18 protein-coding genes and 1 pseudogene are annotated in these 24406 nt (G+C 68.1%); 7 read left to right on the forward strand and 12 right to left on the reverse strand.

What is annotated here, in order from left to right; all coding sequences use genetic code 11:
• Positions 1-258: 258 nt before the first annotated feature.
• The 7 genes from OHA58_RS07690 to ngcE form a co-directional block, all read right to left on the reverse strand.
• Positions 259-1545: a sugar ABC transporter permease gene (locus tag OHA58_RS07690; protein ID WP_405477676.1), complete on the reverse strand. Its 1287-nt coding sequence runs from the start codon at positions 1543-1545 to the stop codon at positions 259-261.
• Positions 1542-2333 carry an ATP-binding cassette domain-containing protein gene (locus OHA58_RS07695; RefSeq protein WP_227297905.1) on the reverse strand — a complete coding sequence of 264 codons (792 nt, stop codon included), beginning with the start codon at positions 2331-2333 and terminating at the stop codon, positions 1542-1544. The genes OHA58_RS07690 and OHA58_RS07695 overlap by 4 nt, the downstream gene beginning before the upstream one ends.
• Before the next feature lie 232 nt (positions 2334-2565).
• Positions 2566-3678, reverse strand: a complete 1113-nt coding sequence (locus OHA58_RS07700; protein ID WP_405484855.1) for a sugar ABC transporter substrate-binding protein — start codon at positions 3676-3678, stop codon at positions 2566-2568.
• 133 nt (positions 3679-3811) lie between these two features.
• Positions 3812-5011 carry an ROK family transcriptional regulator gene (locus OHA58_RS07705; RefSeq protein WP_405477678.1) on the reverse strand — a complete coding sequence of 400 codons (1200 nt, stop codon included), beginning with the start codon at positions 5009-5011 and terminating at the stop codon, positions 3812-3814.
• Between the two features lie 218 nt (positions 5012-5229).
• Positions 5230-6147, reverse strand: coding sequence for a carbohydrate ABC transporter permease (locus OHA58_RS07710; protein ID WP_405477680.1), 918 nt, complete (start codon positions 6145-6147; stop codon positions 5230-5232).
• A gap of 2 nt (positions 6148-6149) precedes the next feature.
• A complete protein-coding gene (locus OHA58_RS07715; protein ID WP_405477682.1) occupies positions 6150-7073 on the reverse strand; it encodes a carbohydrate ABC transporter permease in 924 nt (307 codons plus the stop codon).
• A gap of 60 nt (positions 7074-7133) precedes the next feature.
• A complete protein-coding gene (gene ngcE, locus OHA58_RS07720) occupies positions 7134-8582 on the reverse strand; it encodes an N-acetylglucosamine/diacetylchitobiose ABC transporter substrate-binding protein (RefSeq protein WP_405477684.1) in 1449 nt (482 codons plus the stop codon).
• 490 nt (positions 8583-9072) lie between these two features.
• On the opposite strand from ngcE, the gene OHA58_RS07725 reads away from it, so the two are divergent.
• From OHA58_RS07725 to infA, 3 genes are all read left to right on the forward strand, one after another.
• Positions 9073-12882 carry a GH92 family glycosyl hydrolase gene (locus OHA58_RS07725; RefSeq protein WP_405477686.1) on the forward strand — a complete coding sequence of 1270 codons (3810 nt, stop codon included), beginning with the start codon at positions 9073-9075 and terminating at the stop codon, positions 12880-12882.
• 235 nt (positions 12883-13117) lie between these two features.
• On the forward strand, positions 13118-13888 hold the full coding sequence (locus OHA58_RS07730; protein ID WP_405477688.1) for a GNAT family N-acetyltransferase: 771 nt from the start codon (positions 13118-13120) through the stop codon (positions 13886-13888).
• Entirely contained in the window at positions 13888-14112 is a 225-nt protein-coding gene (gene infA, locus OHA58_RS07735) for a translation initiation factor IF-1 (RefSeq protein WP_405477690.1), read from the forward strand. The genes OHA58_RS07730 and infA overlap by 1 nt, the downstream gene beginning before the upstream one ends.
• Positions 14113-14185: 73 nt before the next feature.
• Here infA and OHA58_RS07740 read toward each other — a convergent pair whose 3' ends face one another.
• Both OHA58_RS07740 and OHA58_RS07745 read right to left on the reverse strand, forming a co-directional pair.
• Positions 14186-14833, reverse strand: a complete 648-nt coding sequence (locus tag OHA58_RS07740; protein ID WP_405477692.1) for a dihydrofolate reductase family protein — start codon at positions 14831-14833, stop codon at positions 14186-14188.
• 79 nt (positions 14834-14912) lie between these two features.
• Positions 14913-15308, reverse strand: a pseudogene (locus OHA58_RS07745) (ATP-binding protein); the annotation flags it as partial.
• Positions 15309-15422: 114 nt separating this feature from the next.
• Here OHA58_RS07745 and OHA58_RS07750 point away from each other — a divergent pair.
• Positions 15423-16247 carry a Scr1 family TA system antitoxin-like transcriptional regulator gene (locus OHA58_RS07750; protein WP_405477694.1) on the forward strand — a complete coding sequence of 275 codons (825 nt, stop codon included), beginning with the start codon at positions 15423-15425 and terminating at the stop codon, positions 16245-16247.
• Positions 16244-16480, forward strand: a complete 237-nt coding sequence (locus OHA58_RS07755) for a DUF397 domain-containing protein (protein ID WP_405477696.1) — start codon at positions 16244-16246, stop codon at positions 16478-16480. The genes OHA58_RS07750 and OHA58_RS07755 overlap by 4 nt, the downstream gene beginning before the upstream one ends.
• Here the strand turns inward: OHA58_RS07755 and OHA58_RS07760 are convergent.
• Together OHA58_RS07760 and acnA are read right to left on the reverse strand one after the other, a co-directional pair.
• The gene (locus OHA58_RS07760) at positions 16426-17259 is read right to left on the reverse strand and encodes a hypothetical protein (RefSeq protein ID WP_405477698.1); all 834 of its coding nucleotides are present in this window, start codon (positions 17257-17259) and stop codon (positions 16426-16428) included. The two genes, OHA58_RS07755 and OHA58_RS07760, sit on opposite strands and share 55 nt — an antisense overlap.
• 143 nt (positions 17260-17402) lie before the next feature.
• Positions 17403-20120, reverse strand: a complete 2718-nt coding sequence (gene acnA / locus OHA58_RS07765) for an aconitate hydratase AcnA (RefSeq protein WP_405477700.1) — start codon at positions 20118-20120, stop codon at positions 17403-17405.
• Positions 20121-20452: 332 nt separating this feature from the next.
• On the opposite strand from acnA, the gene OHA58_RS07770 reads away from it, so the two are divergent.
• Positions 20453-21982: a helix-turn-helix domain-containing protein gene (locus OHA58_RS07770; RefSeq protein ID WP_405477702.1), complete on the forward strand. Its 1530-nt coding sequence runs from the start codon at positions 20453-20455 to the stop codon at positions 21980-21982.
• A gap of 15 nt (positions 21983-21997) precedes the next feature.
• Here OHA58_RS07770 and OHA58_RS07775 read toward each other — a convergent pair whose 3' ends face one another.
• Complete coding sequence (locus OHA58_RS07775) at positions 21998-22930, reverse strand: 2-hydroxyacid dehydrogenase (protein ID WP_405477704.1); 933 nt, start codon at positions 22928-22930, stop codon at positions 21998-22000.
• A 130-nt stretch (positions 22931-23060) separates the two neighbouring features.
• On the opposite strand from OHA58_RS07775, the gene OHA58_RS07780 reads away from it, so the two are divergent.
• Positions 23061-24389: an MFS transporter gene (locus tag OHA58_RS07780; protein WP_405477706.1), complete on the forward strand. Its 1329-nt coding sequence runs from the start codon at positions 23061-23063 to the stop codon at positions 24387-24389.
• Positions 24390-24406 lie beyond the last annotated feature (17 nt).

Genomic DNA, 24406 nt, shown 5'->3' on the forward strand with positions numbered 1-24406 from the left:
GAGCTTTTGCCGGGTCTGTCGAGTCTAATGTTCCGCCTGCGCGCGCGACGCCCGGGCTCCGCGTTGTACATCACGCGATTGGCTGCACAGATGGGGAACCGTTCCTATGCGGACATGGCTGTGCCCGGCGTCGTCATTGACGCCGGGCACAGGACCCGAGCCCCGTAGGGGCGCGGGACGTGACACTCTGCGGCTTCGCCGCATGGGCGCGACCAGCCACAGCCGGCCCGCAGAGATCACACGTCGCGAGCGGAGCGCTTACGCGCGGCCCGCCGACTTCTGGGTCTTGCGGGTGACCGAGTCGATGACGACCGTGGCGAGGAGCACACCGCCGGTGATCATGTACTGGATCGGGGTGGCGATGCCCTGGAGGGCCAGGCCGTACTGGATCGACGTGATCACGAGGACACCGAGCAGGGCGTTCCAGGTGCGGCCCCGGCCACCGAAGAGGCTGGTGCCGCCGATGACGGCGGCCGCGATGACGTTCATCAGGAGGTCGCCGGAACCGGCGCTCTGGTTGGCCGCTGCGATCTTGGAGGCCCAGAAGAGGCCGCCGACCGCCGCGAACAGACCCGCGACGGCGAAGACCGAGACACGGACCGCCGTGACGTTGATACCGGCGCGGCGCGACGCCTCGACGCTGCCGCCGAGCGCGAAGATCTTGCGGCCGTACGAGGTGCGGCGCAGCACGAAGTCGGTGGCGACCAGGACGATCGCGAACAGCAGCACGGCGAGCGGCAGGCCCTTGTACTGGTTGAACATGATCGCCACGGCGAAGGCCGCGATCGCGAGCAGCACCGTGCGCAGCACGAGCTCGCTCAGCGGGCGGGACGGGATCCCGGCGGCCTCACGGCGCCGGTTGCCGAGGAAGGCCGACAGGAAGTAACCGGCGACCGCGACGACCGCGAGCCCGTAAGCGGCGGCGACATCGGAGAAGTAGTACGTGGTGAGCTTGCCGACCACGCCGTCGCCGTCGATGTTGATCGTGCCGTTGGAGCCCAGGACCTGGAGCATGAAGCCGTTCCAGAACAGCAGGCCCGCCAGGGTCACGGCGAACGCGGGCGCGCCGATCCGGGCGAAGAAGAAGCCGTGCAGGGCGCCGATGACGGCACCGGCCGCGAGGGCGGCGAGGACCGCGACCCACTCGTTGACGCCGTGGGTGACGCTCATCACGGCCGTGATCGCCGCGGAGACACCGGAGACGGAACCGACCGAGAGGTCGATCTCGCCGAGCAGCAGCACGAAGATGATGCCGACCGACATCATGCCCGTCGCGACCATGGCGACGAAGATGTTGTTCAGGTTCTCCGCACCCAGGAACGCCGAGTTGAGGCTCTGGAAGATCGCGCAGATGACGATCAGGCCGATGACGACCGGGGTGGCGCCGAGGTCACCGGCGCGCATCTTGCGCTTGAACTCGCCTATGTAGCCCGCGAATCCCTGCTCGCGCACGAGGAGGCGGGGGTCGATGGCGACACTCGCGTCGCCGGCGACCGCCGGGGTGTCCACGGGGGCCTGCGGCTTGTCGGTCTTTTCGATGCTCACTTCTGAGCCTCCGCGTTGGTGCGCGCCGCACGACGGGTCACGGCGTTGTCCGTGGCGCCGGTGATGGCGGAGATGATCTCTTCCTGCGAGGTGGTCTTGACCTCGAAAACACCGTTGTTGCGGCCGAGCCGCAGGACGGCGACCTTGTCGGCGACGGCCTTCACATCGGCCATGTTGTGGCTGATGAGGATGACCGCGTGGCCGCGCTCGCGCAGCCGCTCGACGAGGTCGAGGACCTGCGCCGTCTGCTCGACGCCGAGGGCGGCCGTCGGCTCGTCGAGGATGACCAGCTTGGGCTCGCCGAGCATGGAGCGGGCGATGGCCACGACCTGGCGCTGACCGCCGGAGAGCGAGGCGATCGGGATGCGCACGCTCGGGATGCGGATCGACAGCGTGTCGAGCAGCTCCCTGGAGCGGCGCTCCATCTCGACCTCGTCGAGGACACCGCGGCGCTTGAGCTCACGGCCCAGGAAGAGGTTGCCGACGACGTCGATGTTGTCGCACAGCGCGAGGTCCTGGTAGACGGTCGCGATGCCCAGGTTCTGGGCGTCGTGCGGCTTGTTGACCGCGACGGCCTTGCCGTCCCACTCGATGACACCTTCATCGATGGGGTGCACGCCGGCGATCGTCTTGACAAGGGTGGACTTTCCGGCACCGTTGTCGCCGACCAGGGCGACCACCTCACCGGCGTGGACCTCAAGCTCTACATCGGTGAGCGCCTGGACGGCACCGAATCGCTTGGAGACTCCGCGCAACGCCAGCACGGGCGTAGCGGACACGTGAACCATCTCCTTCGCCGCCAAAGGCCTGACCCGGCGGGAGGTTGAACAGAAAAGACTGAGAGGGGGGTGCGTACGTGCAGGGATGGTGCCGTCGTACGTCGTTCCGTCCGGCGCCCCGCCGTTGAGCTTGCGGGGCTGTCGGCGACAGGGCGCCGGACGTGCTCACACGGGGCGCTCCTTCAAGGTGCGCTCGAGTCCCGTGCAGGACAAGGGAGTTGCCGGGGCGACTCCGGCCTGGTTAGTTCAGGCCGATCTTGTTGCAGGCGGCCTTGTACTTGGCCGTGCAGATGTCGTCGAGGGTGTAGTAACCCTCCTTGACGACCGTGTCCTTGATGTTGTCCTGGGTCAGGGAGACCACCGGGACGATCACGGAGGGAATGCCCTTCTCGGTGCCGCTGTCGACCGTGCTGGTCTTCAGGGAGCTGTCGAGCTTGCCCGTCTTGGCGATCGAGACGGCCATCTTGGCGACGGTCTCGGCCTCCGCCGGGTACGACTTGAAGACGCTCATGTACTGGTCGCCCGTGACGATGCGCTGCACACCGGCGAGCTCGGCGTCCTGGCCGGTGACCGGCGGGAGCTTGCTGAGGCCCGCGGCCTTCAGGGCGGTGATGATGCCGCCCGCCATGCCGTCGTTGGCGGAGTAGACGCCGGCGATCTTGTCCTTGCCGATCGCGGAGATGGCGCCTTCCATGTTCTGGTTGGCGTTCTCCGGCTTCCACTCCTTGGTGTCGTAGGACTTGGCGACGGTCACCTTGTCCTTGAGCACGGAGAGGGCGCCCTTCTTGAAGAAGGCGGCGTTCGGGTCGGTGATCGCGCCGTTCATCATGACGATCTTGCTGCTCTTGGTGGCCTTGGAGCCCATGGCCTTGAGGAGCGCCTCGCCCTGCGTCTTGCCGACCTCCTCGTTGTCGAACGAGGTGTAGGCGGCGATCGGGCCCTCGGCCAGGCGGTCGTACGCGACGACGGGGATGCCCGCGTCCTTGGCCTTCTTCACACCGCCGGCGACGGCCTTGAAGTCGACCGCGTCCAGGATCAGCACGTCGACCTTCTTGGTGATCATCGTGTCGATCTGCTGCGACTGGAGGGTCGCGTCCTGCTTGGCGTTCAGGTACTCGACCTTGCCCTTGCCATTGGTCAGCGTCGATATCTGCTTCTCAATGATCGGCTTGTCGAACTTCTCGTAGCGAGCGGTCTGGTTCTCCGGCAGCAGCAGGCCGACGGTGATGGCGTCGCCCTTCTTGGAGCTCGTCTTGTCGCCGCTGTCCTTGTTGCCGGACTCCTTGGCGCTGCCGCAAGCGGCGAGAGAGACGGCCATACCAGTGGCACAGAACGCAACGGCGGCACGACGCATACGCGTGTTCACTTCAGAAACCTCCCTGACGAGGCCGCGACGTTGCGGCCGAGGTAGCGGGAAGTCAACTCGGCCGCAACCCCGGCGTCAAGGAGTAAATCCTTAACGAGATGGCAACGGTGTCATGCGTTCTCTAAGTGAAGGCAGGTGCTACCACGGACAGAGATCCGTCCAAAAGGGTCGAATCGCCCATCTCGCTGAGCGCCAGGGCGAGTGCCCCGAGCACCTCGGCCCGGCCGCCCAACGCCCCTGGAAGGACGGACAGTTGACGGGCCGCGCTGGGGATCGCATAGCGCCCCACGGACTCCCTGATGGGCCCCAGGACCAGCTCTCCGGCCTCCGCCAGGTCGCCGCCGAGGACGACCCGGCTGGGGTTGAGCAGATTGCAGAGATTCGCGACACCACTGCCGATGTGACGGCCCACGTCGGCGATCACCCGCCGGCATCCCGGGTCGCCGTCCCGCGCGAGCCGCACGACGGACTCCATGGTCAGTCCGGTGCCGTGGCTGGACTCCAGGAGCGGCAGCACGTAGCGGGCGGCGGCGAAGGTCTCCAGGCAGCCGCGGTTGCCGCAGCGGCAGACGGGGCCGGACTCGTCGAGCGTGATGTGCCCGATCTCGCCCGCGGTCCCGCCGGGCCCCCGGTAGATCTTCCCGTCGATCACGAGCCCGGCGCCGACACCGCTGGCGACCTTGATGTACGCGAGGTCCTTGACGCCGCGCCCGCTGCCCCAGACCAGCTCGCCGAGGGCGCCCAGATTGGCGTCGTTGTCGACGTGCACGGGCACGCCGAGGCGCCTGCTCATCTCCTCGGCGGGCTTGGTGCCGGTCCAGCCCGGCAGGATCGACGTGGAGCCCAGCGTGCCGCTCTCCACGTCGATGGGGCCCGGTACGCCGAGCCCGATGCCCGCCACCTTCGTACGGTCCACGCCGGTGGCCGCCACGAGCCGCTCGACAAGCTCCTCGGCCCGGTCGAAGCCCTGCGCCGCGGAGGCGTCCACATCGAGGGGCTCGGCCTCCTCGGCGAGCACCTGGTGGGCGAGGTTGCCGATCGCCACGCGCAGGTGGGTGTGGCCGAAGTCGACGCCGATGACGATGCCCGCGTCGCCGCTGAGCGAGACGCTGCGGGCCCGGCGGCCCCCAGCCGAGGTGGGCGTGACCTCGACGGTCCCGCCGTCCTTGAGCTCCCGGACGATGTTGGAGACCGTCGCCGCGGACAGGCCCGTCGTCCTCGCGATCTCCGCCTGCGTGAGCGAACCGGCGAGCCGCACGGCGCGTACGACCCGCTCCAGATTGGCCCGATGCAGCGACGACTGCGACCCCGGAGTCTCCACGACGACCTCCTGCGTGCGAGGCCGCTTCGATGAGGCCTCGGCGTATGTCCAACTATTGAACTCTAAGCTGAGCCTTTCGGGTTGCCTCCCGTCAAGAGCTTGAGCGATACCCGGCGCAGAAGAGCACAGAAGAGCACACACGGGCGCGGACAGGGGTGAGGGCCCGGTTCCGGACGAGATGTTCCGGAACCGGGCCCTCACCCGACGTGTCCGCCGCGTTACTTGAGCGCCCCCGCGGTCAGGCCCTGCACGACCTGGCGCTGGAAGATGATGTACGCCCCGAGCACCGGGAGCATCGCCATCACGAGGCCGGCGAAGAGACCGGACCAGTCGCCCTTGTAGCCCTGACTCGTCGCGAGCTCCACCAGACCCTGCGCCAGCACCCTCTTGTCGGGGTCGGTGTTGAGCACCGTCGGCAGCATGTACTGGTTCCACTGCCCCAGGAAGTTGAAGATCCCCACGCTGATCAGGCCGGGCTTGGCCATCGGCAGCATGATCTGGAAGAACGTCCTGGTGTGCGAGGCCCCGTCGACGAAGGCGGCCTCCGCGATCGAGGTGGGCAGCGTCCTGAAGAACGAGGTCAGGAAGAAGACCGTGAACGGCAGTGAGTACGCGATGTAGGCGATGATCAGGCCCTGCAGCGTGTTCAGGAGGTGCAGGTTCTGCATCACGTAGAACAGCGGCACCAGGGCCAGCATGATCGGGAAGCTCATTCCTCCGACGAAGAGGAAGTAGATGAACCGGTTGCCCGGGAAGTCGAAGCGGGCCAGGACGTACGCGGCCATGGAGCCGAGCACGAGCGTGCCGACCAGCGAGCAGCCCACCACGATCAGGGTGTTGGCGAAGTAGTCGCTCATGTGGGCCTGGGACCAGGCGCGCGACCAGTTGTCGAAGTGCAGCTTGTCCGGCAGGGACCAGGGCGAGCTGAAGATCGAGTTGTCGTCCTTGAAGGACGTCATCGCCGCCCAGAGCAACGGCATGACGACCATGATCGCCCAGATGATGAGGACGCCGTGCGAGAAGACGTTGAGGACGCTGCCCTCGCTGCTCTTCTCCTTGACGGCCGGGGCCGCCGTCTTGCTCACCGGCGGACGGTCCTCGATGGGTCCGGCGGGCGGGATGTCAGTGGTCTTCATGGTCAGAACTCCAGCCGCTCGCGCCGGCCGAGCCGCATCACGATCGCCGCGAAGAGCAGCGTGACGATGAGCAGGGCGACGCCGATCGTTGTTGCGTAGGCAGCGTTGGCGTCGCGGAACGCCGATTGGTAGACGTACAGCGGGAGAACCGTGGTCGAGTACGCGGGGCCGCCGGGGCCCACCGTCATGATCTGCACCGAGGCGAAGGCCTCCGCGCCGAGGGCCAGGATGCCCATGTAGACCCAGCCGGACTGCACGGTGTCCCAGAGCAGCGGCAGCGTGATCTTGAAGAAGGTGGTGAACCGGCTCGCGCCGTCGAGCAGGGCCGCCTCGTAGAAGTCCTTCGGGATGGACGCCATGCCGGCCGAGAAGAGCACGACGAAGAATCCGACGGTGCTCCAGACGAGGACGGCCATGACGCACCACAGAGCGAAGTTCGGGTCGCCCAGCCAGTTCGGCTGGATGCTGCCGAGACCGATGGCCTTCAGCGTCCCGTTGATCACGCCGTCATTGGGGTTGAAGGCGAACCGGAAGAGGATGGCGACGATCGCGATCGAAAGCACCTGCGGGAAGAAATACGCGATCTTGTAGAAACCCGAACCGCGTACTCCGGTGATGGCGGCGCCTTTCCGGCGCCGCCCACCGACATTGAGCATGAAGGCGAAGAAGAGCGCGAGGCCCAGCGTCACCAGCGGCAGCAGCAATGCCAGCAACACGCTGTGCTGCAAAGACTTCCAGAAGACGTCGTCTTCGAACATCCGCTTGTAGTTGGCGAAGCCGACCATCTTGAAGTCCGGGCTCAGACCGGTCCAGTCCGTGAACGAATAGTAGATGGACTGGATGAACGGCCAGATGACGAAGACTGCATACATCGCCAAGGGGGCCACCAGGAACCCCACAATGAACCTGTACTTACCGTGTTGCATGGTTTACCGACCCCGATCGATTCGCGGGTGCCGCCGCTGATGACGCGTGCGCACGAGCTCTTACTGGTGCTTGTAGTGCTTGATGGACGAGTCCTTGGCGGCCGCGTCCGCGTAGCCCTGCGCCTTCTTGATGGCCTCGGCCGGGGTCAGCCGTCCCGCCATCATCTCGCCGAGGACGGAGACGCCGATCTGCTCCTTCTGGAGCTTGACGTACCAGTCCTGGAGGCGCGGGTTGACCACGTTGTCGCCGGCCTTCTCGAGCGCCGCGACACCGGACTTGAGGCCCGGGGTCAGCTCGATTCCGTCGGTGCCGCCGTTGAAGGCGGTGAGCGACTTGACCGAGGAGGTGAAGTTCTTCGAGGAGGCCTCGGAGAGCATGATGCGCAGCTGCTCCATGCCACCCTCGGCGTTGTTCGCCTTGGCCGGGACGATGAAGGGCTCACCGCCGGAGGCCCAGATGGTGCCGAAGGGCATCTTGTCGCTGGAGTCGAGGCCGGTGGGCGCGCCGACCGACAGCTGGAAGTCGGCGGGGATGACCTTCGCCGACTCGTTCTCGACCCAGGAGCCGTTCGGGATGAACAGCGCCTTGCCCTTGGCCCACGCGGTCTGCGACTGGATGTGGTCGATGCCGGGCGTGCCCTTGAGGATGTAGCCCTTCTTGTACAGCTCGTAGTACGCCTCGAAGGCGGACTTGACGGCCGGGTCCTTCCAGGCGTTCGGCTCCAGGTTGTCGATCTTGTCGAGAACCTCGCGGCCGCCGATCTTGGCGATGAAGGGGTAGAGCGAGAACGGCAGGTAGTACGGGTACTTGCCCGCGTACGTCCAGCCGGCGATGCCCTTCTTCTTCGCCTTGGCACACAGGGCGAGCATGTCGTCCCAGGTCTCCGGGTACTGCGCGTCGAGGCCGTCCAGGGCCTTCTGCGAGTACCAGACGCCGTAGACCGTGTACGCGTAGTACATGATCCAGACCGGGTCGCCGTCGAACTGGCCCATCTCGACGATGCCCGGGCGCAGAGTGTCGCGGACCTTCTTCGACGGGTCGTCGATCGACGGCGCGTCCAGGAGCGGGGTCAGGTCGGTGAGCTGCTTCTTGCCGACGAGGACGCCCATGTCCATCTGCTCGGCGCCCGAGTTGTCGATCAGGTCGGGGGGCGTGCCGCCGTTGAACTTCGGCTGGAGCTCCGACTGGATCTTCTGGGTCGCGTGGAACTGGATCTTGGCCTTGGGGAACGCCTTCTTGTACTCGGCGTTGGCATCCGTGGCGTACTTCGTGCCGAAGCCGCCGTCGAAGATGGTGACCGCGAGCGGCGCGGTCTCGTTCACGCCGAGCGGGTTCTTCTTGGACGTCTTGCCCTTTTTGGCCTTGTTCCCCGAACCGCTGTCGCTGCTCGCGCAGGCCGACAGGAAGCTCATCGTGGGAACGGCGACCAGACCGAGTGCGGCGGACCGCTTGATCAGATCGCGACGGCCGAAGCCCTCACCGTTGTTCTGGGCGGAAGTGGATCCCATGCTCAAGTCCTCGCCTTCTCCAGGACTCAGGCGGTGAACCGGATCCTCCCCGGCACCGCGGTGATGTGAAGCTGGGGTCGTGCCTGATGTCTAAACGCCGGGATCGGTCGGAAACACACGGCCGACGGCGCTCGGATACGCGCCTCACCGTTTCCCCCATCCCCCCGCGCTGTCCACGGCCGGTGAAAACGGCTGAGCAGACGCCGACAGGTATAGTCCACTTCACTCCAACTGGGCAAGATCGAATGCAGGTTTGGACGGCGTTCTTTCCCGAGTTGAGACCTCTCGGATATATGAGGCACCCATGAGCGGCCCATGCGCGCCCCGGACGGCGGATGACCTCGCTTAATGGATGGTCGCGCCACTCTTCTCGTCCCGCCCGCCGCGCCCGCCGCGCCCAACACCCTTGACACCACAGGCGACTTACCTCCCTACTGGACCTTGCGCTGCGAATTGACAACGTTGTCTCGCGCCGGGAGGGTGCTCGCGCATGCATGGCAGATCCAGACACAGACTCAGGTCCACGGCCGCCCTGGGGGCGGCCTCACTCGCGCTCGTCGCCGCCGGTCAGGGAGCGTCCGCCGCATCCCCCGACCAACGGCCGCACGCCGACCGCGAGTTCAGCTCCTCGTTCGAAACGGGCGATCCAGCCCCGGCCTGGCTGAACACCGTGGATACCGCCACAGACGGAACGAAACGGTCGTCTGGGGTCGATGGTGGTGACAGCGGCGGATTTCCGGGCAATGTCAACAGCCATGTCACGGAGGTCCGCGCCAGCGACGAGAACTCGGGCGGCGGTGAAACCAAGGAGAACCTCCTCGACGGCGAGTCCAGCACGAAGTGGCTGGCTTTCACCCCCACCGCCTGGGTCGAGTACGACCTGGACGCGCCGGCCAAGATCACGACGTACGCGCTGACTTCGGCCAACGATCACGCCGAGCGCGACCCGAAGGACTGGACCCTCAAGGGCTCCACCGACGGCAAGGAGTGGACGACGCTCGACGCCCGCACCGGGGAGAGCTTCGCCGACCGCTTCCAGACCAAGAAGTACGACCTCCAGAGCCCGGCCGAGTACCAGCACTTCCGGATCGAGTTCACCAAGAACAACGGTGCGGGCGACGCCACGCAGCTCGCCGACCTCCAGCTGGCCACCGCCGACACCGGCTCGCCCACGCCCGACGACATGCTGTCCCTCGTGGACAAGGGCCCCAGCGGCTCCCCCACCGCCAAGGCGGGGGCGGGCTTCACCGGCAAGAAGGCCCTGCGCTACGCCGGCACGCACAAGGCGGACTCGCGCGCGTACTCGTACAACAAGGTCTTCGACGTCGACGTGGCCGTCGCCCGTGACACGGAGCTCTCGTACAAGATCTTCCCGTCGATGGCGGACGGCGACCGCGACTACGACGCCACGAACGTCTCCGTGGACCTCGCCTTCACCGACGGCACCTATCTGAGCGACCTGAAGGCCACCGACAGCAACGGCGGGCTGCTGACGCCGCAGGGCCAGGGCGCGGCCAAGCGGCTCTACGTCAACCAGTGGAACGCCGTCGCCTCCTCCATCGGCTCGGTCGCGGCCGGCAAGACCGTCGACCGGATCCTGGTGGCGTACGACTCGCCGAAGGGCCCGGCGAAGTTCCGCGGCTGGGTCGACGACATCGCGCTGAAGGCCGCGAAGCCGGAGCCGCCGAAGGCGCATCTGTCGGACTACGCGGTCACGACGCGCGGCACGAACTCCAGCGGCGGCTTCTCGCGCGGCAACACGTTCCCGGCCACCGCGGTGCCCCATGGCTTCAACTTCTGGACGCCGGTGACCAACGCCGGCTCGCTCAGCTGGCTCTACGACTACAGCCGCGACAACAACGCGGACAACCTGCCGACGATGGAGGCGTTCAGCGCCAGCCATGAGCCCAGCCCCTGGATGGGCGACCGGCAGACGTTCCAGATGATGCCGTCGGCGGCGTCCGGCACCCCGGACACCTCGCGCGCCGGCCGCGCGCTGCCGTTCAAGCACGAGAACGAGACGGCCCGCCCCTACTACTACGGGGTGCGCTTCGAGAACGGCCTCAAGGCCGAGATGACGCCGACCGACCACGCGGCGATGCTGCGCTTCACCTACCCCGGTGACGACGCGAGCGTGATCTTCGACAACGTCTCCGACCAGGCGGGCCTCACGCTCGACAAGGACAAGGGCATCGTCACCGGCTACTCGGACGTGAAGTCCGGGCTCTCCGCGGGCGCGACCCGGCTCTTCGTCTACGGCGTCTTCGACACCCCGGTCACCGGCGGCGACTCCACCGGCCCCAAGGGATACCTCCGCTTCAAGCCGGGCGCCGACAAGGCGGTCACCCTGCGCCTCGCGACGTCCCTGATCGGCATCGACCAGGCGAAGGCGAACCTCGCGCAGGAACTGCCGTCCGGGTCGTCGTTCTCCTCCGTGCGGGACAGCGCCCGCGCGCAGTGGGACAAGCTCCTCGGCAAGGTCGAGGTGGAGGGCGCCACGGCCGACCAGCGCACCACCCTCTACTCGTCCCTGTACCGGCTGTACCTGTACCCCAACTCGGGCTTCGAGAAGGTCGGTTCGACGTACCAGTACGCCTCGCCGTTCTCGCCGATGCCGGGTCCGGACACCCCGACCCACACCGGCGCGAAGATCGTCGACGGCAAGCCGTACGTCAACAACGGCTTCTGGGACACGTACCGCACGACCTGGCCCGCGTACTCGCTCCTGACGCCGAAGAAGGCGGGCGAGCTCGTCGACGGGTTCGTGCAGCAGTACAAGGACGGCGGCTGGATCTCGCGCTGGTCCTCACCGGGTTACGCGGACCTGATGACCGGCACGTCGTCGGACGTGGCGTTCGCCGACGCGTACGTCAAGGGCGTCAAGTTCGACGCGGAGGCCGCGTACAAGGCGGCTCTGAAGAACGCGAGCGTCGTGCCGCCCGCGGCCGGCGTGGGCCGCAAGGGAATGCAGACGTCGCCGTTCCTCGGCTACACGAGCACGGACACCCACGAGGGACTGTCCTGGGCGCTTGAGGGTTACCTCAACGACTACGGCATCGCGCAGATGGGCCAGGCCCTCTACAAGAAGACCGGCGAGAAGCACTACAAGGAGGAGTCGGAGTACTTCCTCAACCGGGCCCGCGACTACGTGAACATGTTCGACCCGAAGGCGGGCTTCTTCCAGGGCAAGAGCGAGAAGGGCGACTGGCGCGTCGAGTCGTCGAAGTTCGACCCGCGCATCTGGGGCTACGACTACACGGAGACCAACGCCTGGGGCTACGCCTTCACCGCCCCGCAGGACTCGCGCGGGCTCGCCAACCTCTACGGCGGCCGCGACGGCCTCGGCAAGAAGCTCGACACGTTCTTCGCCACCCCGGAGACGGCGTCCAACGACGTCGCGGGCTCGTACGGCGGCGTCATCCACGAGATGACGGAGGCGCGTGACGTCCGGATGGGCATGTACGGCCACTCGAACCAGGTGGCGCACCACATCACGTACATGTACGACGCGGCGGGCCAGCCGTACAAGACGCAGGAGAAGGTCCGCGAGGTCCTCTCCCGGCTCTACACGGGCAGCGAGATCGGGCAGGGCTACCACGGCGACGAGGACAACGGCGAGCAGTCGGCCTGGTACCTCTTCTCCTCGCTCGGCTTCTACCCGCTGGTCATGGGCAGCGGTGAATACGCCATCGGCTCCCCGCAGTTCACGAAGATGACGCTGCACCTGGAGAACGGCAAGGACCTGGTCGTCAAGGCTCCCGAGAACAGCGCGAAGAACATCTACGTGCAGGGGCTGAAGGTCAACGGCAAGGACTGGACGTCGACGTCGCTGCCGCACTCGGTCGTCGCGAAGGGCGGGGTCCTGGAGTTCGCGATGGGCCCGAAGCCGTCGAAGTGGGGCACGGGCAAGAACGCGGCGCCGGTCTCCATCACGCAGGACGACAAGGTGCCGTCGCCGCGCAAGGACGCCATCACGGGTTCGGGTCCGCTGTTCGACAACTCCTCGGCGACGAGCGCGAGTTCGGAGTCGGTGGACCTGCCGGTCGGCGCGGACGGCGCGAAGGCCGTGCAGTACACGCTGACGTCGGACGACAAGGCGAAGGCCCCGGCGGGCTGGAAGCTGGAGGCCTCGGCCGACGGTACGTCGTGGAAGACGCTGGACCAGCGGTCAGGCGAGTCCTTCGCCTGGGACAAGCAGACGCGGGCGTTCTCGGTCGCGTCCCCGGGGACGTACAAGCACTACCGGCTGGTGTTCACCGGTGGGGCCGCGACGGTGGCGGAGGTGGAGCTGCTGGGCTAGCCCCGTACGCCTGACAGCGCCGCTGAGCCTCGCAGCTCAGCGGCGCTGCCGTTAATTACGTGGACACGGCACCGTCAGCCCGCCTAATGTCTGGCACGAACCGTGACGCGGCCCGAGGAGGTGAGACCCATGAACGCAGTACGTATGTGGGTGCTCCTCTCGTCCCCACGGTCGGTCGGCTGACATAGGTCGCCCGGGAGCGCCTGGACAAGGCGATCCCGAAAGGCAGAGACCTATGGATACAACAGAGATCACGCGCGTCGCCGACCGGCAGTGGCACGCACTCGAAGACGACCAGGTGGTCGGTCGCGGTGAGGCCTGGCCGCGGCTCGACGGACGGCTCTTCCTCAGCATCGACTCCTGGCACGACGCGGCGTTCGCCCGGCTCGCCGACGCCATGCTCGCGGACCTTCCGAGGCCGCTGTACACGATGGTCGACGAGTCCGACCAGGACCTGAGGTCCCAGTGGGAGCGCGCCGGTTTCACGATCCGGCGCCGCGAGTGGGTGTATTTCCTGCCCACCGACCCGCAGGTCACCGGACTCGGCTCGGCACATCCGCCGGCGGGCGTGAGGATCCTTCCCCTCGGCGAGGCGGACAAGGGCCCCCTGCGCACGCTGGACCGCACGATCCGGGACGAGGTCGGCGCCCGTGCCGGATGGCAGGAGATGCCGGCCGAGGTGCTGCCACGCCTGGACGACGCCACCGTCGTGGACCCGACGAAGTACGCGGTCGCGATGGACGTGAAGTCCGGCGCGTACGTGGGACTGCTCCGGGTGGCGCCGGTGCCGCGGCAGCCACGGATCGGCCTCATCGCGGTCCGGGCCGACCGGCAGCGCCGCGGCATCGCCCGGGCGCTCCTCGCCGAAGTCCTCGGCTCCCTGCACCGGTCCGGGGTCCGGACGGCGTCGGCCGAGGTCAGCGAACTCAACCGGGCCGCCTCGGCCCTCTTCGACAGCTTCGGCGCCGAGCGCGCCGGCAGCAACCTGGAGGTCGTACTTCACTGATGACGAAGACGAACCGCGGTATCGAGATCGAGGGCACCGTCGTCGAGTGCCTGCGCAACGCCACGTTCCAGGTGGAACTGAAGAGCGGTCACAAGGTGCTCGCGCACATCAGCGGCAAGATCCGGAAGAACTACATCAAGATCCTGCCGTACGACCGGGTACTCGTGGAGGTCAGCCCCTACGACCTGACGCGCGGCCGGATCATCTTCCGGTACCGGAACTGACGCCGGCGGGTGAACGGGTGAAATGGCAGGCGGGCGTGAGGAGTTCACGCCCGCCTGGTCCCGTAATACCAGCTCACTTCCGCCAGAACAGGTGGTGCGTCACGTTGCCGCCGGGGCTGGGCACGACGTCCACGTGGAAGCGGTCGCGCAGCTCGTCGGGCGACTCCCACAGCCGCGACCCCGATCCGAGCTTCACCGGCGAGACCGCCACGTGCAGGGTGTCGACGAGGCCGGCGTCGAGGAACTGGCGGATCACGTTCGCCCCGCCGCCGAGCCGGACGTCCTTGCCCCCGGCCGCCGCCTTCGCCTGTTCGAGGACGGTGGCCGGGTCGCCGTCCACGAAGTGGAACGTGGTGTCGGACAGGGTGAACGACGGCCGGAGGTGGTGGGTCATGACGAACACCGGCGTGTGGAACGGCGGTTCGTCACCCCACCAACCCTGCCACTCCAGGTCCTCCCAAGGCCCCTTCTGCGGCCCGAACTTGCCGCGGCCCATGATCTCGGCGCCGATGTTGCGGTGGTAATCGCGGACAAGGTAGTCGTCCAGGCCCCGGCTGCCCCCGGGATCGGTGCGCATGGGCCAGCTCGCCGTGGCACCGCACCACGCGAACATCTCCCCCGGATCGGCATGCCCGAACGGCCGCTCCAGACTCTGCCCCTCCCCCGCACCGAACCCGTCACTGGAGACATTGAAGTTCTGAACCCTCAGCAGCTGCGTCACGTGTTCCTCCTGCGGTTGCGGTGACATCGGTAGGACTCTCCCTGCCGCAAGAACTCATCGCCGCGGGGGCACGCCGGACCATACCCAGTTCGCACCACACCACCTGTCCGGGATCCCGCTCCCCCACGCCCCACTTGTCCGCGAGCGCTTCTACGAGGAGTAGGCCCCGGCCACCCTCGGCATCGGCCGCCGGTCGCGGTATGGCCGGCACGCCGTCGCCGCTGTCGTGGACCTCTACGCGGACCCCGTCCCCGTACGGCAGCACACGCAGGAGGAAGCCGCGGCCGGGCGGGACGCCATGGACGAGAGCGTTGGTGGTGAGTTCGCTGACGCAGAGCAGGATGTCGGCCGCCCGCTCCTCTGTCACGCCCCAGTCGGCGAGTGCCACACGCGTGAACTCCCTTGCGGCGGGGACCGATTGCCGTTCTCGGCGGTAGAAGTGCTCGCGGAAGGGTTCGTCGGTCACGGGTTTCATGGGCGGGAATATTGCGCACGGTGATTCACTGGGAGCAGTACGTGAACCCCGACAGATCTTTTGTCGGGGTCTGAGTGGGGTCGAGTGAGAGTGGGGGCGGGGAGATTGACCGTCATGAGCCCCGGAAAGCGCCCGCCGAAGAACCCGTCGGCGATGAAGATGGTCGGTGATCTGCTCGCCCTGTTCCGCAAGGCGGCCGGGTTCACGCAGGCGACTCTCGGCGAGCGGCTGGTGATCGCCGAGTCCACCATCGCGGCGTACGAGCAGGGCAGACGGCCGCTGTTGCCGGACGTGGCCGCACAGATGGATCAACTCCTGGACACCAAGGGGGCATTGGCGGTCACGGTCGCCGGGCTGCCGGAGATCGATCAGTTCCCGTTGTACGCCGAGCAGTACATGGCGCATGAGCGGGAGGCCATCGCGTTGTCCTGGTACGACGTGCTGACCGTGCCCGGCATTCTCCAGACCGAGGAGTGCGCCCGCACGGTTCTGCGCAACCGCGTCCCCGCGTACGACGAGGACGAGATCGAGACGAAGACGGCGGGTCGCGTCCAGCGGCATGAGGTCCTGCACCGGAGGTGTCCGCCAACGCTGAGCTTCGTCGTCTGGGAGGCCGCGCTCAAGCTCGCATATCTGGAGCCGCAGGCCCGTTCCGAACAGCTCCGCCACCTACGCGTATGCGCCGAACTCCCCGGCCTGACACTGCAGTTCCTGCCGCTCGACGCCCCGACTCACGCCGGTCTCAACGGCGCCTTCATCCTCCTGGAGACACCGGACCACCAGCACCTCGCGTACACCGAGTCCCAGCGCGGCAGCCAGTGGGTTTCCGCCCCGGACGAAGTGTCCATCCTGGCGCGCAAGTATGCGATGCTGCGATCACAGGCCCTGACGCCCGAGCAGTCCAAGGGCCTGCTGGACCGGCTGCGAGGAGAGCAATGAGCACCGCACTGAACTGGTTCAAGTCGAGCTACAGCGGCGACGAAGGCGGCGCCTGCCTCGAAGTCGCCTACGACTGGCGGAAGTCGAGCTACAGCGGCAGCGAGGGCGGCGCATGCGTAGAGGTCGCCGCCCACCCCACCGCCGTCCACGTCCGTGACTCCAAGAACCCCGAGGGGCCTCACTTCACGGTCGCCCCGGAAGCCTGGGCCGCGTTCCTGGCCAGCGGCACCTGAACCGCCCCCTCGTGGTACGGGTAGAGCCAGGGACTCCGGGCACCGGCCTCAAGCGCGTCGAGCCCGATCAGCGCGTCGGACGCGTTCTTGCAGCGGGGGTGCCGCGCGGCGAAGGCCTCGATGCGGGGGCGCAGGGCGGGGAGCCAGCGGGCGATGAGCTGCGGATCGCCGTCGTACCACCAGGTGAACTCCATCTCGCCCCAGAGGAGTTCGACGGCCCAGCCGGTCGCGAGGCGGACCACGCCGGCGTCGGCCTCGGGGCCTGCGAGGCCGACGATGTGGTCCAGCCAGGGGTCCAGGGTCCCCGTCGCCTGGGCGATCCCCTCGATCAGTTCGGTGCACCACTCATGTGGGCGGCCGCTGGTCACCGCGACGGTCAGCAGCGCCCGGAAGGCACGCTCGACCGCGACGCGCTCGGCCACGGGCCAGTCCGCGAAGCGGGCGCCGCCAGCTCCTAGGCGTCCCACCTCGTACGACGGGTCGGTGTCGTCCCCGTCCGGGCCCCACATGCGTAGGGCACGGGGGATGAAGCGGCGCCACAGGACGGGGTACTGGTCCTCTGCCCAGTGGCTGGCCACCTCGCGCATGAAGTGGCCGAGGAGGTCGTCCGACACCTGGGCCGGGTCGCCGCCGAGCAGCCGCAGCTCCGACTCAGGGGTGCAGTGCGTACAGCCCCAGACCGGACGGTCGAGCGCGGGTGGCGAGGCGAAGGCGGTGTCCACTTCGGTGAGCGCGTCGCGCCACATCGCGTACGGGTCGAGCACGAGAGATTCGGTCATCGACGTGACCTACCGGAGGACTCCGCGCGGCCGACACCGGCGAAGAGCGCGACGTTACCGGCAACCGGGATCAACATCAACCACGCGAAGGGCCGCACCCCCGAACATCGGGAATGCGGCCCTCAACTGCTGTGCCGTACCGCTTACTTGCGGATCAGGCTGCGCAGCACGTACTGCATGATGCCGCCGTTGCGGTAGTAGTCCGCCTCGCCGGGGGTGTCGATGCGGACGACCGCGTCGAACTCCACACCGGTGTCGGTGGTCACCTTGACCGTGCGCGGCGTGGTGCCGTTGTTGAGCTCCTCGACGCCGGTGAAGGAGAAGGTCTCCTCGCCGGTCAGGCCGAGGGACTCGGCGGTCGCACCCTCCGGGAACTGGAGGGGCAGGACGCCCATGCCGATGAGGTTCGAGCGGTGGATGCGCTCGTAGGACTCGGCGATGACGGCCTTGACGCCGAGGAGCGCGGTGCCCTTGGCGGCCCAGTCACGGGACGAACCGGAGCCGTACTCCTTGCCGGCCAGGATGGCCAGCGGGGTGCCCTGCTCGATGTAGTTGCGCGAGGCGTCGTAGATGAAGGAGACCGGGGCACCCTCGACGGTGAAGTCGCGGGTGTAGCCGCCCTCGGTGCCCGGCGCGATCTGGTTGCGCAGGCGGATGTTGGCGAACGTGCCGCGGATCATGACCTCGTGGTTGCCACGGCGCGAGCCGTAGGAGTTGAAGTCCCGGCGCTGGACGCCGTGCTCCGTGAGGTACTGGCCGGCCGGGGTGTCGGCCTTGATCGCACCGGCCGGGGAGATGTGGTCGGTGGTGACCGAGTCGCCCAGCTTGGCAAGGACGCGCGCGCCCGTGATGTCGGAGACCGGGGTGGTCTCCATCGTCATGCCCTCGAAGTACGGGGGCTTCCGGACGTAGGTGGACTCGGTGTCCCACTCGAAGGTGTTGCCGGTCGGGATCGACAGGGCCTGCCACTGGGCGTCGCCCGCGAAGACGTCCTGGTAGGACTTGTTGAACATGTCCTCGCCGATGGAGTTGGCGACGACGTCGTTGACCTCGGCCTCCGTCGGCCAGATGTCCGCGAGGTAGACCGGCTTGCCGTCCTGGTCGATACCCAGGGCGTCCTTGGTGATGTCGACCTTCATCGAACCGGCGAGGGCGTACGCGACGACCAGCGGCGGGGACGCCAGGTAGTTCATCTTGACGTCGGGGTTGATGCGGCCCTCGAAGTTGCGGTTGCCGGACAGGACCGACGTGACCGCCAGGTCGTGCTCGTTGACCGCCTTCGAGACCTCCTCGGGCAGCGGGCCCGAGTTGCCGATGCAGGTGGTGCAGCCGTAGCCGACGAGGTTGAAGCCGACCTTGTCCAGGTACGGCGTCAGACCGGCCTTGTCGAAGTAGTCGGTGACGACCTTCGAGCCCGGGGCGAGCGTGGTCTTGACCCACGGCTTGCGGGTCAGGCCCTTCTCGACGGCCTTCTTCGCGACGAGCGCGGCGGCGACCATCACGTACGGGTTCGAGGTGTTGGTGCAGGAGGTGATCGCGGCGACGGTGACGGCGCCGTGGTCGATCTCGTACGTCGAGCCGTCGGGGGCGGTCACCTGGACCGGCTTCGACGGGCCGCCGTTCGGGTGGTTCGCCGGGGAGTCGGAGGCCGGGAAGGACTCCTTGCCCGCCTCGTCGTCGTCGACGACGTAGTTGCGCACGTCGACGGCGAACTGCTGCGCGGCGTTCGCGAGGACGATGCGGTCCTGCGGGCGCTTCGGGCCGGCGATGGAGGGGACGACCGTGGAGAGGTCGAGCTCCAGCTTCTCGGAGAAGTCGGGCTCGGCGGCCGGGTCGAGCCAGAGGCCCTGCTCCTTGGCGTACGCCTCGACGAGCGCGACCTGCTGCGCGTCACGGCCCGTCAGCTTCAGGTACTTCAGCGTCTCGTCGTCGATCGGGAAGATCGCGGCGGTGGAGCCGAACTCCGGCGACATGTTGCCGATGGTGGCGCGGTTCGCCAGGGAGGTGGCGGCGACGCCCTCACCGTAGAACTCGACGAACTTGCCGACGACGCCGTGCTTGCGCAGCATCTCGGTGATCGTGAGCACGAGGTCCGTGGCGGTGGTGCCGGGCTTGAGCTCACCGGTGAGCTTGAAGCCGACGACGCGCGGGATGAGCATCGAGACCGGCTGGCCGAGCATCGCGGCCTCGGCCTCGATGCCGCCGACGCCCCAGCCCAGGACGCCGAGGCCGTTGACCATCGTGGTGTGCGAGTCGGTGCCGACGAGGGTGTCGGGGTAGGCCTGGCCGTTACGGACCATGACCGTACGGGCCAGGTGCTCGATGTTGACCTGGTGGACGATGCCGGTGCCCGGGGGGACGACCTTGAACTCGTCGAAGGCGGTCTGGCCCCAGCGCAGGAACTGGTAGCGCTCCTTGTTGCGGCCGTACTCCAGCTCGACGTTCTGCGCGAACGCGTCGTTGGTGCCGAACTTGTCCGCGATGACGGAGTGGTCGATGACCAGCTCGGCCGGCGCGAGGGGGTTGATCTTCGCCGGGTCGCCGCCGAGCTCCTTCACGGCCTCACGCATGGTGGCGAGGTCCACGACACAGGGCACACCGGTGAAGTCCTGCATGATCACGCGGGCCGGCGTGAACTGGATCTCCTGGGACGGCTGGGCCTGGGAGTCCCAGCCGCCGAGCGCCCGGATGTGGTCGGCGGTGATGTTCGCGCCGTCCTCGGTGCGGAGCAGGTTCTCAAGGAGAACCTTCAGGCTGTAAGGGAGGCGCGCGGAGCCCTCGACCTTGTCCAGCTTGAAGATCTCGTACGACTCGTCGCCCACGCGCAGCGTGCTGCGGGCGTCGAAGCTGTTCGCCGACACGACAGTCTCCTTCATATATGTGCGCGTTCCACCGCATCCTGCCGCCACGACGAGTTCGCCGATCCGCTAAGGTAGGGCTAAGTTAGGTAACCCTTACCGAGCATGGCGGTTGCGGTGTGCCTCTGTAGATATCTCGATGTCGAGATAACTCTAATACATGAGGCCGGACTGGTCATGCCCGGGTTTCGCCGAGCCGTCCCGCCGCGCCACCGGCGGACCGCCCCCCCATCGTCCCGCACGCCCGCCGGCGCGCCACCAGGGCCGGTTGACGGCCCGTCACCCCAATGGACCCGCCGGAATGCGGCATCTCATATCTGAGATAGCCTGCCGCCATGGCAGACGACTACCTCGTACGTATCGGCAAGCTCATCCGTGACGCCCGGCAGCACCGGGGCTGGACACAATCGCAGCTCGCCGAGGCGCTCGGTACCAGCCAGAGCGCCGTCAACCGCATCGAGCGCGGCAACCAAAACATCAGCCTTGAGATGATCGCCCGAATAGGCGAGGCGCTCGACAGTGAAATCGTCTCTCTGGGCTACTCGGGTCCGATGCACCTGCGCGTGGTCGGCGGCCGTCGCCTGTCCGGGTCGATCGACGTGAAGACGAGCAAGAACGCCTGCGTGGCGCTGCTGTGCGCCTCGCTCCTCAACAGGGGCCGCACGGTCCTGCGCCGCGTCGCCCGCATCGAGGAGGTCTACCGCCTCCTCGAGGTCCTGAACTCCATCGGTGTCCGCACCCGGTGGATCAACGACGGCGTGGACCTGGAGATCGTGCCGCCGGCCGCCCTCGACATGGACGCCATCGACGCGGCCGCCGCCCGCCGCACGCGCTCGATCATCATGTTCCTCGGCCCGCTCCTGCACCGCCTCGACCACTTCAAGCTGCCGTACGCGGGCGGCTGCGACCTCGGCACCCGCACCATCGAGCCGCACATGATCGCGCTGCGCCGGTTCGGCCTGGACATCACGGCGACCGAGGGGCTCTACCACGCGCAGGTCGAGGCGGGTGTCTCCCCCAGCCGGCCGATCGTGCTGACCGAGCGCGGCGACACCGTGACCGAGAACGCGCTGCTCGCGGCCGCCCGCCACGACGGCACCACCGTCATCCGCAACGCGTCCTCGAACTACATGGTCCAGGACCTCTGCTTCTTCCTCGAGGCCCTGGGCATTCGCGTCGAGGGCATCGGTACGACCACCCTCACCGTGCACGGCGTGCCGCAGATCGACGTCGACGTCGACTACTCGCCGTCCGAGGACCCGGTCGAGGCGATGAGCCTGCTGGCCGCCGCGGTGGTCACCGAGTCCGAACTGACGGTGAAGCGGGTGCCGATCGAGTTCCTGGAGATAGAGCTCGCGGTCCTGGAGGAGATGGGCCTCGACCACGACCGCTCCGCCGAGTACTTCGCGGACAACGGCCGTACGCGCCTGGTGGACCTCACCGTCCGGCCCTCCAAACTGGAGGCGCCGATCGACAAGATCCACCCGATGCCGTTCCCCGGCCTCAACATCGACAACGTGCCCTTCTTCGCGGCCATCGCGGCGGCGGCCCAGGGCCAGACCCTCATCCACGACTGGGTCTACGACAACCGCGCGATCTATCTCACGGACCTGAACCGGCTCGGCGGGCGCCTCCAGCTGCTCGACCCGCACCGCGTCCTCGTCGAGGGCCCGACGCGCTGGCGCGCCGCCGAGATGATGTGCCCGCCCGCACTGCGCCCCGCCGTCGTCGTGCTGCTCGCGATGATGGCCGCCGAGGGCACGTCCGTACTGCGCAACGTCTACGTGATCAACCGCGGCTACGAGGACCTGGCCGAGCGGCTCAACTCCGTTGGTGCACAGATCGAGACGTTCCGGGACATCTGACGCGATTGACGTCGTTCAGGGCCGCGGGAAGAGGTTGAGCAGTTCCTCTTCCGCGGCCCATCGGCGTATCTGCTCCACGATCAGGCGCTCGGCGCGCGGGCGGAAGGCCGCCGAGCCGCCGGCCACGTGCGGGGTGATGAGGACGCCGGGGGCGTGGCGCAGGGCGTGGTCCGCGGGGAGGGGCTCCGGGTCGGTGACGTCGAGGGCGGCGCGCAGCCGGCCCGTGACGGTCTCGGCGAGCAGGGCCTCGGTGTCGAGGGTGCGGCCGCGGCCGACGTTGACGACGAGGGCGCCGTCCGGCAGTGCGGCCATTTCCTTCGGGCCGAACAGGCCGACCGTGGCCGGGTTCTCGGGCAGGACGAGGACCACGATGTCGAGGCCGGGGAGCAGTTCGGACAGGTCCGCGATCGCATGGACCCGCTCGTCGGGGCGGGCGCGTCGGGCGACGCGGACGACCTCGGCCTCGCAGGCGAGGAGCCGGGCCTCCAGGGCCGAGCCGATCGAGCCGTAGCCGACGATCGCGACGCGGCTGTCGGCGAGCGAGCGCGTGAAGTGCGGGTCCCAGCGGCCGGCCACCTGGTCGGCGGCCCAGCGGGGCAGTTCGCGCTGGGCCGCGAGGATGAGGCCGAGGGCGTGCTCCGCGGTGGAGGCGTCGTGCAGGCCGCGGCCGTTGTGCAGGGTGACGCCCTCGGGGAGCTGCGGCTGGAGCTTCTCGATTCCGGCGCTGAGGGACTGGACGGCGCGCAGGCGCGGGAGCCGGGGCAGCAGCCGGTCCGCGTCGGGCACCGCGTAGGGCATCACCCAGAACTCCACGGCGTCCAGGACGTCTTGCGGGAGTTCGGACGCGGGCGTCACGCCGTCCCACACGTGGACGCGGACGCCGTCGGGCCAGGGGCCGTGGCGCTGGTCGAGCTGCGGCCAGGGGACGAGCACGTCGGTATCGGTCATCGCGGGTTTCTCCTTCGGCTGCTTGCCGTCGCGGCATGCGGGCGACCCATTGACCCGGCCGCCACTCCCTCGTAACGTCTTCCCGCCCAGTGAAACACTTTCCATCTCACGGAAAACAGGGGGTCAAGGGATGACAGCGCCGTCACCCTCCCGGCCGTCCACCGGCGGCTTCTGGAGCTCGACCCGCGCCCGGCACCTGATACCGGTCGCGTTCATCACGTACTCGCTCGCCTATCTCGACAAGTCGAACTACGCGATCGCCTCCGCCGGCGGCATGGCCGACGAGCTGCATCTGTCCGCGGGCCTCGACTCGCTGATCGCCGCGTCGTTCTTCCTCGGCTACTTCTTCTTCCAGATCCCCGGCACGATCTACGCCGAGCAGCGCAGCGCGCGCCGGCTCGTCGCCTGGTCGACGGTGCTGTGGGGGCTGCTCGCCGTGGTGCAGGGCCTGCTGAGCAGCCCGGGGCAGCTGATCGCCGTGCGGTTCGCGCTCGGTGTCGTCGAGGGCGCGGTGCTGCCGTCGATGGTGATGCTGCTCAGCCGCTGGTTCACGCACGGCGAGCGCGGCCGCGCCAACACCCTGCTCATCCTGGGCAATCCGGTCACCGTGATGTGGCTCTCCGCCCTGTCGGGCTGGCTGGTGTCGGTCACGGACTGGCGCGTGATGTTCATCGCCGAGGGAGTGCCCTCGGTCATCTGGGGCCTGTTCTGCCTGCGGCTCATCAAGGACCGCCCCGAGGACGCCAAGTGGGTCGCCCCGGCCGAGCTGGAAGTCCTGCGCGGGGACCGCGCCTCCGCGCCCACCGCCTCCGGGACCCTGCGCGAGGAGTACGGCAAGGTCCTGCGCTCGCGCCCCGTGCTGCTGATGGCCGTGCAGTACTTCTTCTGGTCGTTCGGCATGTACGGCTTCATCTTCTGGCTGCCGTCGATCGTGAAGAAGGGCTCCGGCGAAGGCATCGGCGCCACCGGTCTGCTGACCGCCGTGCCGTACGCGTTCGCGGTCGTCGCCATGCTGCTCAACTCGCGGCTGTCCGACCACAGCGGGCGGCGCAAGGCGGCCGTGTGGCCCTGGCTCGGTGCCGGCGGGCTCGCCCTGTTCGGCTCGTACGCGGCCGGGTCCCACTTCCCCGTGGCGCTCGCGCTGCTCGTGGTGGCGGGCCTGTGCCTGTACGCGCCCTACGGCCCGTACTTCGCGCTCGTCTCCACGCTCGCCCCGGCGGGCGTCTCGGGCGCAGCGGTGGCGATGGTCAACTCGTTCGGCGCGCTCGGCTCGTTCGCCGGAACGTATCTCGTGGGCTGGGTGCGCGGCACGTCGCTCGGGGACGCAGGGGCCTTCGCGTTCATGGCGGCGGGCGCGCTGGTCTCGGCCGCGCTGATGCTGGCGGTGCACGAGCCCCGTCCGTCCGGTCCCCGCCCGGGTACGGTGAACCGGCAGCCCACCGCTGCCACCACCACCTGAGTGCGCCGGGGACCGGT

Origin of the sequence: Streptomyces sp. NBC_00009, assembly GCF_045040855.1 — a bacterium.
Classification (GTDB): Bacteria; Actinomycetota; Actinomycetes; order Streptomycetales; family Streptomycetaceae; genus Streptomyces; species Streptomyces aureus.